This window comes from Streptomyces sp. NPDC057287, from assembly GCF_042667905.1.
Lineage (GTDB): Bacteria > Actinomycetota > Actinomycetes > Streptomycetales > Streptomycetaceae > Streptomyces.
On record NZ_JBHUYV010000005.1, the window covers coordinates 119,226 to 134,670 of the forward strand.

Below are 15,445 nucleotides of genomic sequence, written 5' to 3' on the forward strand. Positions count from 1 at the left end.
CCGGCGCCGCAATGCGCGAGCACAGGGCAGCACGGAAGTCGGAGTCCGCCCGCAAGCCCTCGCACGACCGGCGGCGCCGCAGGCGCAGCCGATCCTGATCACCGCGGCGGAGCGCCGCCTGTCCAACAGGAGCGAGTCATGACCGGACGTGACGTCATACTCAACGAACTCGCCCAGGAGCTGCGCCCGATGTCTCAGGGCGTCGAGTGGTTCGACGGCCTCAGCCCGGAGGAGCAGCTGGAGACGCTGAGGTTCCTGCGCCATCACTGCATCCAAGCTCGCGCTGTCATCGAGGACGGTCCGGAGAGCATCCGCCGTGCCGGGCTGCGCCCGACGCACACGCCGGCGGTTCTCATCACACGCGGCAAGATCGACCAGCAACTGGGGAAGATCGCCAGCCTTGCTCCTCTCGACGAGCGCCGAAAGGCGTTCCGGCTGCTGATCGCCGTACTCGCGATCTCCGATGCACGGCGCCGCGAGCGCTACTGCTCCGGAGGATGCGGTCACTGGTGGCACAGGCTGCCACGGTGAATCCCACCTGACCGGTCCTCGTCGTCGTAGTACGACAGCAACCCCCTACCAGTCAGTGCGCACCACTCACCCTGCTCCGGCGTCGTGGTCGCCTCGTCGAGGAGGGCCTCGACCCGGATGGGGTGTCGTCGACCCAGCGCTTGAAGACGTCACGCTCCTCCTCAGGCTCTCGACCCCGGCCGGGATCTTCGCGATGGCCTCCACGAGCGACAAGCCCCCTTCGGTGGGCCACTACCGCCCGCACCCAGCGGTACTACGGCCGAGTTGGACGATCCAGCCGCTGCGGACGGATTCGCGTCATCCTCGTCAGCGAGCCGCGGAATGCAAACGGCCAACAATGCCGCGAGCACGCGGGAGCGATCAACAAAGATCGGCGACGATTCACTGACGGGCTCCCGGTCCGGGCGGTGCTACACCCTCATGTTCAGAGCACAGTAAGGCGCATGACGGAGGGTCATATGTACTGGTCGGAATCACGTAGCAAAGCGCTCCGCCCCGCACGCGCGCGCCAGAGACGAAGTCACCAGTCGACGTGAGCGTTGATCCACGCGGTCAGGCCATCCTCGTCGTCAGCGGGCGGGAGGACGGGGCCGCAGGCAAGGGGCGTGAGGGACAGCTGCAGGTGGGTGAGATAGGCGTAGGGGCCGTTGTCCGCAGCTGGCCCGAGGACCACAGCGTGGGTGGGGGTGCGCCAGATGCGGTGAGTCAGGGGTGGGCCGGTGACAACGGCTGCGGACGACAGCAGCGTCCTCTCCGGGGCTGACCCCAGGTGTTCGGTCACCGCCTGTGCCGCCTGGGTGAGAACTGCTTCGCAGTCCTGGTCTGTACACGCCCGGCGGCCACTCCAGCCGGGCACCTGCTGCCAGTCGTCCATGAGGTCGTGCAGCCAGGGTCCGTTGTCCATGTCGTCGTCTTCCTGATCGACGGGATACAACTCGCCGAAGACAAGGAAGCGTCGCGCGTCGGGGCGGCCGAACGGGTCGTAACCATCGGTGCACAGGATGTGTCCGTATCCGGTCCTGACAGAGTCGCAGACCAGCTCGTGTTCCCAGCTCCATCCCCGCCGCTGCACCTCGGCAGCCATCGCGTCGTCGGTGCCCGGGACAGCAACAGTCGGCAGAGTAACGAACTCGGCGACGACAGCTGCGGTCAAAGGCCGGTGTGCGAGCGCATGTACGGATATCGGCATACGGAGCACTCTAGAAGAGGCCGAGACGAGGAGAGCGGCTGCTCGTGCCGTCTGCGAAGGACAGGATCAAGTGCGCGCGTTGGTTTCTGACCGTCACCGGCAGACAGGGGCGCAGGCCCCGAGTTCGGTGGGGTCGGTCAGGAGTCCGGTATCGGCGCGGTGGATGCCCAGGGACCGGTCGGCGTGCAGAGGTGATCCGCACATTGCGCAGTCCCAGCCCCGCGTGAGGTTCAGGCGCAAATCCTGGGCGGTTTCCGGGCTGGGCAGGAGGGCTTCCAGGATGTTGCGCAGAGTGGGAGTGTCGGCGAAGGGTCGCGAGTGGGCCAGTAGGGCCCGGGTGGTCTCTGCTGGTGCCGGCCGGCAGGAAGACGTGGCTTCCCTCGCCCACCAAGGTCGTGGGGGCTGTCAGGCGAGTGGGACGAAACGGTTAAGGAGGAACCGGGTCTTCCTGTCCGGTTCGATGACGGTGGACTCAACTCTGTGGTGTCCCGCATCAAGATCGAGCGTGATGCCCTCTGTGAGGGTGCCTACCTCGGTGCCCAGGTAGGCAGAGTCGAAGATGACGAGAGGTCCGGTGGTCCTCATCTCCGGCCCGTCGGTCCACTCCGCTGCGGCCAGCGAGTTGGCGATCAAGTCGGCTACGCCCTCAGCGGTTTCCGCATAGCACCATCGTGCGATGACTCCGTGCTCGGACAGCACAGTCGTGGACATCGGTTCGTCTCCGAATACAAGGGCTTGATCGCCGCCCGCCAGCAGCAACACGGCGACCCCGTCGACCACCTCACAGGCCCGGTCGTAGTCCTCGCCCTCGGTGCCGGACCACTGCGGCAGTGCGGTCGACGGAACGGCGGCGAACGGTCCACCGTTCGTGTCATGCCAGTTCAGCAGCATTCTCGTCCTCCGGGCAGCTCAGGTGTCGGTCGCATCAGCGTATGGCTCGATCAAGGGCGCACGCTCTCGCCGCCTTGGCTGTAGACGCTGTCGACATCTACCTTCGTGTGGGCGGTGCCCCCGGTTGCCCACACCTCTCGCGGACCACACGCTCGAGCAGAGGGCGCGGACGCAGCGGTGCCGTCGGCGACGTCCGGCACCGTACCGCCCGAGGAGCGGGGCGGGCCGCTGAAGCCGCGGGTCGGGCTGGGAGTTCAGCGTCGCAGCTCTTGGCACTCAGGAGGCCGCGGCGTCTTCAGCGTGTGCCCGGTCGAGGTCTGGCGCGGTCACCACCACGACCGCGGGTCTTGTACGTGCTCCGGCGAGTGCCGGTCTTCTCCCCTGCCCTGACCGGTCCGGACCAGGAAGCCGGGATTCGCCTTCCCCGGCGGGACAGTGGTGTGCACTCGCTGGGTGCCGGGGATGCCCACCTCGGTGAGTGTCCCGTCGCGGAACATCCACAGGCCGAACAGGTCGTCGTCCTCGTCGTGCAGCATGACCTGCACGCAGGCCGGCTCGTTCCACGGCAGGGCCTCCAAGTCCCTGAGCACGCCCTGGCGCCCGTTCCACCGCCCGAACTCGATGTGCCAGCCCCCTACGAACCAGGGGATCTGCACGAAGCAGCCTCTCCAGGTGCGGGCCTCATCCGGCCGCGTCAGCGGCTCCATCACCTCGTCCTCGTACCGCGCCAACACGATGACCTGCGCCATTCTGCTCATGCCCCCATGTCACACCGCGCCGGGTACCGTCGGCAATCGAATTGGGCCCCAGGTCGTGGTGCGAGGTACGGCGCCCGGCCCTGCAGGTCGAAGGCCGCCTTCGCGACGATCAGCAGGGACTTTCCGCCATCGGCTGGAGCGACGAGCACCTTACGGTCCAGGAAGCGCATGACTTCGGCGTTACCCCGGCACAGGACCGCGCCAGGACGTCCGCTTCCGTCAACTCCGACGGCTCCGCGGCGCGACCGGTGAGCTGCATGCTCGATGTGGCCGCGCGTAGCCGCTTTACCGTCGCCTCCCCAGGGAGGACGGCTTCGGCGATGACGGTTATCCAGCGGGACCGACGCGGCCGGTTTCTTGTCTCAGGACCAGACGAGCCGCCCTTCGGCGGCCTCACAGACCGGATGGCTTCCATCGGCGACCCTCGTCAGCATCTGCGCCACGGAGTCGAAATAGTGAGCCAGTGATTCGTACTCGCCCGTGCTCGTGATCTCGCCCACGAACCACCTGCCGATACGCCCGTCCCGCAGATCGATGAACTTTCCCGTCCAGCCGTCCTGGTCCGAAAGGAACGGGATCCACTCATTGCGCCAGAACGGATGGTCCGGCTGGTCCGGAGGGTCGAATCCACCGGGCCTGGAGCGGTTCGCGTACAGGTCCTCCATCGCCCGGATGCCCAGGAAGAAGGAGCCCTCGTCCGGGAACCCGGCGAAGCCGCAACATGCCACGTCGTCGTCCACATCTTCCTCAGGAAGATCCAGATTGTTCTGCAGCAGCCACGCCCGCAGATCCCGGTGGAGGGGGATGCCCATCCGTTCCTCGGCGGCCGCGAGCATCTGCTCCGTAGCGGGCCCGGGCAGATCCGCGTGATCTGCCGGGGCGTGCTGCCGAAGAAGACTCATCACGCGGGACCAGCTCTCCGTCACGCTCATTCCGCTCTGCCCTCTCTTCATGGATGCCTCATACGACTGCGCCACTGCAGGGGTTGCGGAGCACCGACCGGAGGGACCTCGCAGGGATGGTACTCCGAGCAGGCTTCCTGCCCGCTCCCCTACGACCACCATCCGCCCCGAAGCGCAGGACCGGCCGCACAGCGAGGTGACCACCCGCCAACTCCTCACAGACCAAGCCTCTGTGGCGCGGGCCCAGCCGAGGTCGCCAAGACCGTCTCACCCTGGAGTCGGCGAAGCTGAAAACGCTCACTGAACCACACGAGAGGTCGTAATAGACGCCGAGAGCAGCCGCTGACAAGGACGTGCAGATGGCGGCGGATACCACATGCGAAGCGCCCCTCCCGGGCAGATGCAATGCCGGGGGCAGGGGCGCTTGTCGGTGCGGCTCAGGCGGCCCAGCCGATCGAGGAGACGTTGCTGTACGCGTCGTAGTCGGAGCCGAGATCCTCGATGATCTCATCCCAGATCGCGTCGAGTTCGTCGACGTCGTCGTCCATCCAGGCATCGACGGCGCGATCCCAGACGCCGCGCACGTTGAGGCTGCGGCCGGACAGGTCGCGCTGGTGCCTTCCCTCCACGCGCGACTGGTCGACAGGGTTGATCTCGACACGGGTTCCGCGGCCATGGTTGTTGAGCCGCTTCTTCAGGTCGGCTGCCGTGTTGCGGCGTCGCAGGTCCCAGTACGCGGCATCCAGCCGGCCGCGGTTCGCCTTGTTCGGGATCCGCTCTTCCGCGAGCCAGGCCATCAGGGTCCGGGGTGAGACGTGGATGCCTGCGCGGTCCATGGCTTCGTATCCGGCGTCCGCCCTGGTCAAGTAGTTCAGGCGGGCGGCGAGGCCGCGCTCACTGTCCACGGGCGAGGCGATGCCGGTCACCATGCGCTCGATCGCGACACCGAGGGCATCGGCGCCCGCCATGCCCCGGGCGTTGAACGCGCCGAGGTCCATCCAGCGGCCGGCCATCAGCGGGCCACCGTGCCGATGGTGTACTCACCGGACGCTTTGGCGTCACCGTGCTTGATCTTCATCTGGGAGACACCCCGCCCTTCGGAGAAGACGGCACGCCAGTCGCCGGTGACGTGGATTTCGTCGGTCCCCGTCATCGCGACGACGTCGAGACCGGCCTGATGAGCCTTGTAGGCCTTGCCCCACAAGTTGGCGTAAGCCTGGGAGTGGATGATGTGCATCCAGTCCGGCCTCGTCATCTCGCGGTTGTGGATCGACTCCCCCATGGTGCTGATGAACTTGCTGTACATCGCCTTGACGTACTCCAGCGTCAGCGCGTCCCGGTTCTCGATCGCCTCATCCCGGGCGGCGGACAACAGTTTGCGCAGCGCGTCCAGGAAGTTCTCCGTCGCTCCGGACGTCCAGGACTCGTGGATGACCGGAGCGTCGGTGAGGCCGTGCTTCGGTCCGGACAGGCGCTGGAGCAGGCGCAGCGTGCTGTTGGTGACCCAGAGGGCGCCGGGCTCGTCGCGGTCGCCGATCGGGTCGGGCAGGTGCGGGTGCGCCCACTCGCCGGGGGTGATCAGGTGGACCCCGGAGCGCTTCGGCTCGACACCATCACTGCCGGTGCTGTGCTCCAGCTTCCCGATGGGCAACCACACCTTGAGCGCGGACAGGTAGGCGGCGTTCACGTCCAGCGCGGTGACCTTGACGTCGCCCGGGGCTCGGAGTGAGTAGCCGGGGTGGTGGAAGCGCGGCCTCGCTTCCCAGATCTGGTCCGGGTCCTTCTTGGACGGCTTCTTCAGGATGTCGGGCAGGGCCGGGTAGGCGGTGTAGTCGTAGCGGCCCGTGGCCCGGGTCTCGCCGAAAAGGCTCATCACATCGGGAATCGCCCTCTTGATCAGCGCCTTCAACGCCGCTTCCTCGTCCCCTCCCGCGCGCTCGGATTCCTCCCGGACGGCGCGGCTGATGAGCTGCGTGGTGTCGGCCTGGGCGCGGGCGGCGCTGCGGGCGCGGCGCTCGGAGCGGTCGGGCACGGGCGCCGGGGTCGGTGAGACGGGCGCAGGTGCCGCCGTGGCGGTGGCCTGGGCGCTGGGCGTGAGCGCGACCGGGGTGGCGGAGGGGCCGGCGGGCTGGCACATCGCCCCGGAGTGCAGGGGCCGGTGGTCGATGGACTGGTAGGTCGTCTCGACACCGCAGCGGATGCAGGGGCCGGGGTCTCCCTCGATGGCGCGCCCGTCCGGACCGCGCAGCGTCTCCGGGGCCGCGACGAACGCGGGCGGGCCGGGCGCGGGCGCCGGATCCGGCGCCGGATCCGCGGTGGGTTCGGGGGCCGCTGCGGGGACCGCGGTGGGTTCGGGGGCCGCTGCGGGGACCGCGGTGGGTTCGGGGGCCGCTGCGGGGACCGCGGTGGCCGGGTAGATCTCGGCGAGGCCCTTCAACAGCTTCAGGTACGGCAGGCGCCCGGGCGGAGTCGGATCGGAAACGCCCGTCTCCCAGTTGGCCACCGAGGTGCGTCCGACACCGACCGCTGCGGCGACCTGGGCGCGGGAGAGGTTCGCGGCCTCGCGCAGGCGCTGACGCTCGGCCGGAGGCGGGATCGAGGCGTTCAGCCGCGCCTCTTCGAGGAGCGCTTCCACGCTGGTCTCTAGACTCATGCCGCGAGCCTAGCGCATTTGGACGTTTTCCGGCGCGGAATTGGACGCTTACTGAACATGTTTTGGCGGTATGGCTACGGTCGTCGTGAGCACAACGAACCGGCGGACCGCGAGGCAACGCCGCCGCGTGCACGCGTCCGCCGCTTCGACGTGCAGTGATCTCGGGAGTGGCCATGCAGGGTGTCATCCCGCTCCGGCCTCATCAGTGACATCGGCCGAAGCAGCAACAATCGCTCTACAGGCGAGGGGCGCGGGGTGGTCATCTCCAAGAACGGTCCACCCGTGCGACGTCACGCTCGACTACGACCCATGTGAGCAATAACGCGCAGATCCTGCGTGTTATTGATTACCCGAGGCAGTGCGAACGAGAGTGAGGGGTCCTCATGTCGCCTGCTCCGGGAGAACGTTCATGCCTGCCCCCACCACCCACGGTCACGCCCGCCTCGCACTGGAGGCCAGCCGAAAGCTCGTCGCACAACGCAAGGGCGTACCGATGGTGGTGTCGCTGCGAGGTGTCCCGGAGCCCGCCACCCCGGTGACGCGCACAGCGGATGCGCGCCTCGCCGACCTCTTCGAGACATTCCACCAGGACCTGCACCCCGGCGGCGCCGACGACGAGGCCGCCCTCGTCGAGACCCTCCAGGCCGTCGCGTACGACCGCCTCCTCGGCGGGGAGAAGGGTCCACACGCCTTCTCGCCGGGCGCGGCGACCGCGTCCCCCGGGTCCGCCGGGATCAGCTACGCCGCCACCCTGGACGACCTGCGCGCGGGCCGCTTCCTGCGGGTGATGAACTACCACAACACCCCGCCGAGCATGCGTGCCGAACTGGTCGCCGAGCTGAGCGCACTCGCGGAGGACTACGCCCTCGTCACCCCCGGCGACCTGGACCGCTTCACGCGCACCGGAGCGTGGCACCTGGAGCGGCCCGGCCTCCTCGTGGCGTTCTACGAGGGCTACCGCGACAACTACGACGTGGCCGCCGCCGCGTGCGACGAGTCGGGCGTCACGGGGTGGTTCTTCGTCTGCACCGCCTTCATGGACACCCCCGGCGATCAGCAGTACGACTTCGCCCTGGACCACCGGATCAAGCTGGTCGACGAGAACCCGCGTGGTGAGCGCATCGCCATGACCTGGGACGAGGTGGCGGAGCTGCACCGCAGGGGACACGTGGTCACCCCGCACACCGCCTCCCACGAGCTCGCCGAGCGGATAGTGACGGCGGACGACATCCACCGCGAGGTGGTCGAGCCCAAGCGACTCGTCGACGCGGTCACCGGCGGCGACGCATCTTGCACCGCGTGGCTGGCCGGCACCCACTTCACCGGCGGGACGACCGCAGACCGGGCACTCGTGGACGCCGGCTACCGGTATCTCTTCAGCAACACGATGGTGCAGCGCCTCCAGTGACACCGGGCGCGGATCACGGTACGGCGAAGGCCGGGCGCGGTTCGGTGCGCCCGGCCCTCCGTGGTGCCGCCCGGCACGTCAGCCGAGGTACTGCACCATCGTGTTGCTGAACTGGTAGCGGTACCCGGCCTCCCGCACGGCCGCGTCGACCCTGGGGTTCATGCCGTGCGGCGTGCCCCACAGGAAGGCGGTGCAGGCCGCGTCCTGACCGGTGACCTCGTCCATCCGCCGCTTCGGCTCGAAGACCTCGCACCGGATGGCCTCGTCGGTCTCCAGTGAGGCGGCGCTCGCGTGGCTCGCCGTGTGCGGGGTCACGACGTGCCGGGTACTCAGATCCGCGACCTGGTCCCAGGTCATGGCCAGCCGGTCGCCCTTGCGGTTCTCCGGGACGAGGTCGATGTTGTGGGCCTCGGCGTAGTCGTACTGCTCGGGCACCGGCACGTCGAGGAAGGCCGTGCAGACGAAGAACCAGCCGGTGAGGCCGGCCTCCTCGGCCAGGGGGGCGGCTACCTCGGCGTTGTTGCGGTAGCCCTCGTAGAAGACGGGGATGATGCCGGGGCGGGACTTGTGCCAGGACCCGGTGGTGCGGAACGCGTCGAGGTCCTCCAGGGTCACCGGGTCGAACCGCTCGGCGAGGGAGCGGAGTTCGGCGCGGATCTTCTCGGTGTCGGCCTCCGGCGTGTTGTGGTAGTTCACCACCCGCAGGAACCGGCCTTCCTGGAAGGCGCGTTCGTGTGCGGTGAAGCTCGCGCCGGGGACGGCGGCGTGCTGGGTCATCAGTGCTCCTCGGGGTTCTGCGCGGCCGGACCCTGCGGGGTGAAGTGGGCGATGGCCATGACCTGGAGGACATCGATCAGTGCCGGTTCCGCGTCGTCGGCGCAGTCCGGCGCGAGCGCGGAGCGGTAGTGACCGAGGAGGGTGGCGAGGCCACCGCCCTCGGCGCGTACGGACTCCGAGCTCGCGGGCCGGGGATCGGCGGTCTGGAAGGCCAGGAACATGGGGATGCCCTCGCGTTCGAGGGCGCGTTCGCCGGCGTCGGCGAGTACCTGGCGTGGTTCGGTGACCGGTACGGGATCGGGGGTGGGCGACATGGTCGTGCCTTTCTCGGAGGGGAACGGGACGTCCAGGGGCCTGGGCTCAGGCGGCAGGGACGGGGCGGACCGGGCCGAGGAGACGGAGCTGCGCGGCGGCGGCCTCGGTCGCGGCCTCCCGGCCTGCGTCCAGGTAGCGGCGGGGGTCGACCCGGTCGGTGGCGGCGAGCGCGTCCCGTACGGCCGCCGTGAACGCCGAGTTCAGATGCGTACCGAAGTTGATCTTCCGCATGCCGTTGCGGACCGCGTCGACGAGTTCGGTCTCCGGGACGCCCGAGGACCCGTGCAGGACGAGGGGGACGTCCACCGCGTCCCGCAGCCGGGTGATGAGGTCCTGGTCGAGCCGGGCGGTGCGCGTGGTCATGGCGTGCGAGCTGCCGACCGCGACGGCCAGCCCGTCCACGCCGGTGGCGGCCACGTACGCGGCGGCCTCGTCCGGGTCCGTCCGGGCGGTCGCGGCGTGTACGCCGTCCTTGCCGCCGATCTCGCCGAGTTCCGCTTCCACCCATACGCCCCGGGCGTGCAGGCGTGCGGTCACCTCGGCGGTGACGCGCACGTTCTCCTCGTGCGGGAGCTTGGAGGCGTCGAACATCACCGACGTGCAGCCCAGTTCCGGGGCTTCGGCTGCCAGTTCGGGGTCCTCGATGTGGTCGAGGTGGAGGGAGAGCGGGAGGCGGCAGCGCCGGGCCACCGCGGCGCAGGCCGAGACGATGACCGCGGGGTCGTCCCCGTGGTAGCGCACGGCGTTGTGGCTGACGGCGAGGATGGCGGGCAGGCCGGTGCGCTCGCAGGCGGCGGCGATTGCCTGGGCGTGCTCCAGCGTGATGACGTTGAAGGCCAGGGCCGCCGTGTGCGAGCGGGTCGCCAGGTCGATGATGTGGGAGGTGGCTGTCAGGGGCATGGGGGTCTCTTCGGTCGCGGGATGGCTGGGCGGCGGACGGGGCGGAGAGCCGGACGACGGGACACCGGTGGCGGGTGGCGGTCGCTTCAGGCGTGCAGCACCCGGCCGCCGCCGGCCGTGAGCGCGGCGGGCACGGGGTGGTCGGGCGGAGCGTCGGTGACGAGGGTGCCGATGCGTGCGAGCGGCGCGAGCCGGACCGGGCCCCGCCGGCCGAGCTTCGACTCGTCGGCGAGGACCACGATGTCGTGACCGGCTCCCAGCAGGGCCCGGTCCGTCTGGGCCTCGTCGACGTGGGCGCCGGTCAGGCCCGCCTCCGCGTGCAGGCCGTAGGCGCTGCTGAAGGCCTGGTCGATCTGCAACTCGCTGAGGGCCAGCTCCGCCAGGTGGCCGAGCAGGGACTGCTCACGATGCCGCAGGACCCCTCCGAGGACGATCACGTCGATGGACGAGGTCGCGGAGAGGATCTGCGCGATCGGCAGGGCGTTGGTGACGACCGTGAGGCCCTCGCGTTCGGCGAGCCGGCCGGCCAGGGCCTCGGTCGTCGTCCCTCCGCTGATCAGGATCGTGCTGCGGTCCCGGATCAGGGAGAGCGCGGTGGCCGCGATACGCCGCTTCTGCTCGGGCTGTTCGGCGGCGCGTGCCGGCTGGTCGGGCTCCACGGAGTCCTCGAGGACGGTGGCGCCGCCGTGCACCCGGCGCAGCAGCCCTTGGAGTTCCAAGTCGCGCAGGTCCCGGCGGACGGTGGAAGGGCTGATGCGCAGCATCCGGGACAGCTCGACCACGTTCACCGCGCCCCGGTTGCGCAGCCGGTCCAGCACGGCGTGGTGGCGCTGGGGGGCGAGGAGGAAGTCAGTAGCCACGGCCGCGGTCCACGAGATTGAGCAGGTCCGAGCCGGTCAGATGCCGCTCGATGTTCTCCCCGACCAGCCGCAGCACCTGCTCCTCGTAGTCCGGGGCGAATCCCGCGACGTGCGGGGTCAGCAGGACCCCGGGCTCGGTCCACCAGGGGCTGTCGGCGCCGAGCGGCTCCTCGTCGAAGACGTCGAGCGCTGCGCCGGCCACCCGGCCGGAGCGCAGCGCCCGCAGCAGCGCCTCCTCGTCGACGATGCCGCCGCGCGCGACGTTGACGAACATCGCGCCCTCCTTGAGGGCGGCCAGCGCTTCGGAGTCGATCATGCCGCGGGTCTCGTCCGTGAGTGGGCAGGTGACGATCACGTAGTCGCACCGCCCGAGGAATTCGTGCAGCTGGTCGGGGGTGTAGATCTCGGCCTCGGCCTCGGCCTCGTCGGGCGCGCCTGCGCCGAAGAAGGCACCCGGGCGGGTGGCCCGGCCGCGCTTGAGGCCGAGGACGGTCATGTGGTGGGCGCGGGCGAGACGGCCGATCTCCTGGCCGATCCGGCCGTAACCGATGACTCCGATCGTGGCGCCGCGAAGGGTGCGCGGCATCAGGGTGTTCCACCGCTCGCTCGGTGAGGGCCACACGCCGGACTGCTGGACTGCCACCGCACGTGGCAGGCGGTGCGCGAGGCCGAGGACCATCATCATCACGTATTCGGCCATCGGTACCGGCGAGATGCCGCCGATGGACGTGATCGGGACGGGCAGGTCCCAGGTGGGCGTTCCCTTGAGGTGGTCGGCGCCCGAGGTGTCCAGCTGGATCCACTGCAGTGCGGGTGCCTGCCGGGCGTCGGGGAAGACCGCGCCGGTGTGCAGGACGCGGGTGCGCCGCCACACCTCGTCAGGGACGTCGGAGGCCTTCTCAGCGGTGATCTGTGTGATCTCCACTCGGGGGTGGCGCTGTCGGAGGCGGTCGAGCCAGGCGTCGGAGAGGGAGAGAGTGCTGAGGTAGTGGACGGGGCCGGTGGTGCCGGCAGCGTCGGTGACGGTGTCGTGGGAGAAGGTCATTACTTGATTCCCGATCGGGCGAAGCCCTGGACGAAGTACTTCTGGAAGCACAGGAAGATGACGACCATGGGCAGGACGGACAGCAGGGCGAGCGCCATGATCGCGCCGTAGTTCGCGGTGTACTCGCCGTTCACGAACTGCATGCCGACGGAGAGCGTGTACAGGCGGGTGTCCTTCAGGACGGTCAGCGGCCAGGCGAAGTCGTTCCACTGGTAGAGGAAGGTCAGCAGCGACAGCACGGCGATCAGCGGCTTGCACAGCGGCAGCACCACGGTCACGAAGGTGCGGATCTGGCCGGCGCCGTCCATGCGGGCGGCTTCGAGGATCTCGTCGGGGATGCCCAGCATGAACTGGCGGGCGAGGAAGATGCCGAAGGCCGTGGAGGAGGCGGGCAGGATGACGGCCCAGAAGCTGCCGAACAGGTGCATGCCGCTGACCAGTTTGAACTGCGGCACCATCAGGACCTGAACAGGCACGGTCATGGTGCTCAGCAGGAGGAGGAAGACCAGGCTGCTGCCCCGGAAGCGCATCTTGGCGAAGACGTAGCCCGCCAGCAGGTTGACCGCGACGGTGACCGCGACCACGCAGCACGTGATCACGGTGGAGTTCATGGCCCAGGTCCACACCGGGAAGTCGAAGACGGTGCGGAAGTTCTCCAGGGTGAGGCGGCTCGGCCACCAGTGCAGGCTCGTGGTGTGCAGGTCGGACAGGGGCGAGAAGGCGGTCAGCAGCATCCAGTAGAGGGGGAGCGCCATGCCCAGTCCGGCCAGGGCCGCCGCCGCGACCCGCAGGAACTTCAGGCGCCTGGCGCGTACGTGATGGGCCGGGCGGCGGGTGTCCGGCCCAGGCGGATTCGCAGAGATCGTGGACATCGGGGTCCTTCGGGACGGGGCGGAGGGAGGGAAGGGGAGAGGTCAGCCGACCGTGTCCCGGTTGCGGCTGAAGCGCCACTGGAGGGCGGTGAAGAGCATGACCAGGAGGTAGAGGACGATGCCGATCGCCGCCGCGTAGCCCTGTTGGCGCCCTTCGAAACCGTTGCGGTAGGCGTAGGTGATCATGACGTCCGTGGAGTGTCCCGGGCCGCCCAGCGTCATCACGAAGACGGTGTCGAAGACCTGGAACGAGTAGATGACGTTCATGATCAGCAGGAAGAACGTGGAGGGGCCGAGCATGGGCACGGTGATGTTCCGCAACTGCTGCCGGTAGTTCGCGCCTTCCACCCGCGCCGCTTCGTAGAGTTCGGGCGAGATGCCCTGGAGCCCGGCCAGGTAGATGACCATGTTGAACCCGACCCGCATCCACAGCGTGATCAGGACCACCGAGCCCATCGCTGCGGCTCCGTCGGTCTGCCACGGCAGCCCGACGATGCCCACCGTGCCGAGCAGCTTGTTCAGCAGACCGATGTTCTCGTCGAACATCAGGGTGCCGATCAGGGCTGTGGCGACACCGGAGATGACCATCGGGAGATACACGAGGGTGCGCCACATCGGCCGTGCCGGCATCACCGAGTTGAAGAGCAAGGCCATGCCGAGGCCCATCGCCATCTCGACCGGCACGGTCGCCACGCAGAACACCGCGGTGTTCAGCACGGTCCGCCAGAAGACCGGGTCCCCGGCGAGCTGGCGGTAGTTGGCGAGGCCGGCCCAGGTGGGCGACGCCAGCCCGGTGCTGTACTGGAAGCTCAGCACGAGGGCCATGACCAATGGCACGAGCAGGAAGACGGTGACCAGGGTCAGATTGGGGGCGAGCATCGTCCAGGCGGCGACGTTCTCGCGTATCCGGGCGGTGGACCTGGGCGGTCGGCCCGGCGGAGGAGCGGTGTTCCTGGTCGGCGACGAGGTGCGGGCGGGGGTGGTGACGGTGGCCATGGCAGCTCCGTGGCGGGAGGAAGAGGAGTTCACCGGGCGGCGATGGCCGCGCGGGCGACATCTGCGATGTTCTGGAGGCTCGCCTCGGCCGACTGGCCGCTCACGAACGCGGCTTCCAGCTCGTCCTGCAACGCGGCGTTGATCCGCCCGAAGTAGGGTGCGGCGACCTCGGCGGTCATTGCCGGAGTGAGAGTGGTGGCCTGGTCCGCGAAGACAGGCATGAGGTCGGGGCGCACCGTGTAGTCGAGGCGGCTCCGAAGCAGGTTCTGCCGGGTGGGGAGGGCTACGCACGCCTCGCAGAAGCGCCGCATGCTCTCCTCGCTGACCATGAACTTGAGGAAGTCGGCCGCCAGTTCGGGCTTCTCGGTGGTATGCGTGGCCACGATGGCGTTGCCTCCGAGGTCGGTGGCGGCCGCCCGGTCGCGCGGCTGGTAGGTGACGCCGTAGGTTTCCGGGTCCAGGCCGCCCGCGGCGATCTGCGGGAGCAGGAAGTCACCGGCGAAGGCCATCGCCGTGGTCCCGGCGTTGAAGAGCGAATCAGGGTACGAGGACGTCTTCACCGAGCTGTTGGGCGGTACCCACCCCTGGCGAAAGAAGTCCTGGGTGAATCGCATGGCGCGCAGCCCTGCGGCCGACTCCAGGGCTGGGGCGCTCAGGTCGGGGGCGAGGAGATGGCCGCCCGCCTCCCACAGCCAGGTCAGCCAGCGGAACGCGCCCGCCTGCTGCCAGCCGTAGGTGAACGGGTAGACGTGATCGAGCTTTTTGCTCAGTCTTGCGCAGATCTCTCCGAACTCCGCCCACGTCCACGCGTCTTCGAGCCGACGGGGCACCTCTGTGATGCCCGCCTTCGCGAACATGTCCTTGCGGTAGAGGACGGCGGTGGTGTCCGTCTGGTGCGGGACGGCGTACGGACGGCCCTGGTAGCAGATCGCCTTCCACAGGGCGGGCAGGAACTCCTCGCGTTCCTTCTCGCTGAAGTAAGGCGACAAATCGAGGAGTTGGTCGCTCGCGCTGTACATGCCGAGGTTGGCGTAGTCGCAGCGGAACAGGTCGGGGGCGCGGCCGCCGGCGAGCAGGGCGTCCATGTTGGTGTACATCTGCTGGTACGGCTCGACCTTGATGTGCACCCGAATGCCCCGGTTGCGCTGTTCGTAGGTCCGTGCCAGCGACTGGAAGACCGCGGTCTCCGTCTCGGTCCCCCACAGCGCGAAGGTCAGGGTTTCCGGGCCGCCGCTTCCGATGTTGGAGGGCGCGAAGCCCGAGCGACGCGCGAATCCGACGGCGCCCACTCCGGCTACCGATGCGCCGAGCAGCGCGCGCCTGGTGACAGACATGCCGCATTCCTCCA

16 protein-coding genes are annotated in these 15,445 nt (G+C 69.0%); 2 read left to right on the forward strand and 14 right to left on the reverse strand.

What is annotated here, in order from left to right; translation table 11 throughout:
• Window positions 1–138 precede the first annotated feature (138 nt).
• Window positions 139–531, forward strand: coding sequence for a DUF5958 family protein (locus ACFUNE_RS11380; protein WP_383565156.1), 393 nt, complete (start codon window positions 139–141; stop codon window positions 529–531).
• Window positions 532–1,051: 520 nt separating this feature from the next.
• On the opposite strand, the gene ACFUNE_RS11385 is transcribed toward ACFUNE_RS11380, so the two are convergent.
• From ACFUNE_RS11385 to ACFUNE_RS11410, 6 genes are all read right to left on the reverse strand, one after another.
• Window positions 1,052–1,720: a hypothetical protein gene (locus ACFUNE_RS11385; protein ID WP_383565158.1), complete on the reverse strand. Its 669-nt coding sequence runs from the start codon at window positions 1,718–1,720 to the stop codon at window positions 1,052–1,054.
• Between the two features lie 405 nt (window positions 1,721–2,125).
• The gene (locus ACFUNE_RS11390; protein ID WP_383565160.1) at window positions 2,126–2,611 is read right to left on the reverse strand and encodes an Imm21 family immunity protein; all 486 of its coding nucleotides are present in this window, start codon (window positions 2,609–2,611) and stop codon (window positions 2,126–2,128) included.
• Window positions 2,612–2,937: 326 nt separating this feature from the next.
• On the reverse strand, window positions 2,938–3,369 hold the full coding sequence (locus ACFUNE_RS11395; protein ID WP_383565162.1) for a hypothetical protein: 432 nt from the start codon (window positions 3,367–3,369) through the stop codon (window positions 2,938–2,940).
• Between the two features lie 362 nt (window positions 3,370–3,731).
• Window positions 3,732–4,322 carry an SMI1/KNR4 family protein gene (locus tag ACFUNE_RS11400; RefSeq protein ID WP_383565164.1) on the reverse strand — a complete coding sequence of 197 codons (591 nt, stop codon included), beginning with the start codon at window positions 4,320–4,322 and terminating at the stop codon, window positions 3,732–3,734.
• A gap of 386 nt (window positions 4,323–4,708) precedes the next feature.
• Window positions 4,709–5,284: a transcriptional regulator gene (locus ACFUNE_RS11405; protein ID WP_383565166.1), complete on the reverse strand. Its 576-nt coding sequence runs from the start codon at window positions 5,282–5,284 to the stop codon at window positions 4,709–4,711.
• The gene (locus tag ACFUNE_RS11410; RefSeq protein WP_383565168.1) at window positions 5,284–6,924 is read right to left on the reverse strand and encodes a helix-turn-helix transcriptional regulator; all 1,641 of its coding nucleotides are present in this window, start codon (window positions 6,922–6,924) and stop codon (window positions 5,284–5,286) included. The genes ACFUNE_RS11405 and ACFUNE_RS11410 overlap by 1 nt, the downstream gene beginning before the upstream one ends.
• Window positions 6,925–7,333: 409 nt before the next feature.
• Here ACFUNE_RS11410 and ACFUNE_RS11415 point away from each other — a divergent pair, with 409 nt between their 5' ends.
• Window positions 7,334–8,332 (forward strand): polysaccharide deacetylase family protein, encoded by a 999-nt coding sequence (locus tag ACFUNE_RS11415; RefSeq protein WP_383565170.1) that lies wholly within the window; start codon window positions 7,334–7,336, stop codon window positions 8,330–8,332.
• A gap of 78 nt (window positions 8,333–8,410) precedes the next feature.
• Here ACFUNE_RS11415 and ACFUNE_RS11420 read toward each other — a convergent pair whose 3' ends face one another.
• The 8 genes from ACFUNE_RS11420 to ACFUNE_RS11455 form a co-directional block, all read right to left on the reverse strand.
• Window positions 8,411–9,109 (reverse strand): polysaccharide deacetylase family protein, encoded by a 699-nt coding sequence (locus ACFUNE_RS11420; protein WP_383565172.1) that lies wholly within the window; start codon window positions 9,107–9,109, stop codon window positions 8,411–8,413.
• A complete protein-coding gene (locus tag ACFUNE_RS11425) occupies window positions 9,109–9,423 on the reverse strand; it encodes a hypothetical protein (protein ID WP_383565175.1) in 315 nt (104 codons plus the stop codon). The genes ACFUNE_RS11420 and ACFUNE_RS11425 overlap by 1 nt, the downstream gene beginning before the upstream one ends.
• Window positions 9,424–9,469: 46 nt before the next feature.
• Window positions 9,470–10,324 (reverse strand): class II fructose-bisphosphate aldolase, encoded by an 855-nt coding sequence (locus ACFUNE_RS11430; RefSeq protein WP_383565177.1) that lies wholly within the window; start codon window positions 10,322–10,324, stop codon window positions 9,470–9,472.
• Between the two features lie 86 nt (window positions 10,325–10,410).
• Entirely contained in the window at window positions 10,411–11,184 is a 774-nt protein-coding gene (locus tag ACFUNE_RS11435) for a DeoR/GlpR family DNA-binding transcription regulator (protein WP_383565179.1), read from the reverse strand.
• A complete protein-coding gene (locus ACFUNE_RS11440) occupies window positions 11,174–12,229 on the reverse strand; it encodes a D-2-hydroxyacid dehydrogenase (RefSeq protein ID WP_383565181.1) in 1,056 nt (351 codons plus the stop codon). The genes ACFUNE_RS11435 and ACFUNE_RS11440 overlap by 11 nt, the downstream gene beginning before the upstream one ends.
• A complete protein-coding gene (locus ACFUNE_RS11445; RefSeq protein ID WP_383565183.1) occupies window positions 12,229–13,101 on the reverse strand; it encodes a carbohydrate ABC transporter permease in 873 nt (290 codons plus the stop codon). Before ACFUNE_RS11445 ends, ACFUNE_RS11440 begins: the two co-directional genes overlap by 1 nt.
• A gap of 42 nt (window positions 13,102–13,143) precedes the next feature.
• Complete coding sequence (locus ACFUNE_RS11450; RefSeq protein WP_383565185.1) at window positions 13,144–14,097, reverse strand: carbohydrate ABC transporter permease; 954 nt, start codon at window positions 14,095–14,097, stop codon at window positions 13,144–13,146.
• A gap of 29 nt (window positions 14,098–14,126) precedes the next feature.
• On the reverse strand, window positions 14,127–15,431 hold the full coding sequence (locus ACFUNE_RS11455; RefSeq protein ID WP_383565187.1) for an ABC transporter substrate-binding protein: 1,305 nt from the start codon (window positions 15,429–15,431) through the stop codon (window positions 14,127–14,129).
• Window positions 15,432–15,445 lie beyond the last annotated feature (14 nt).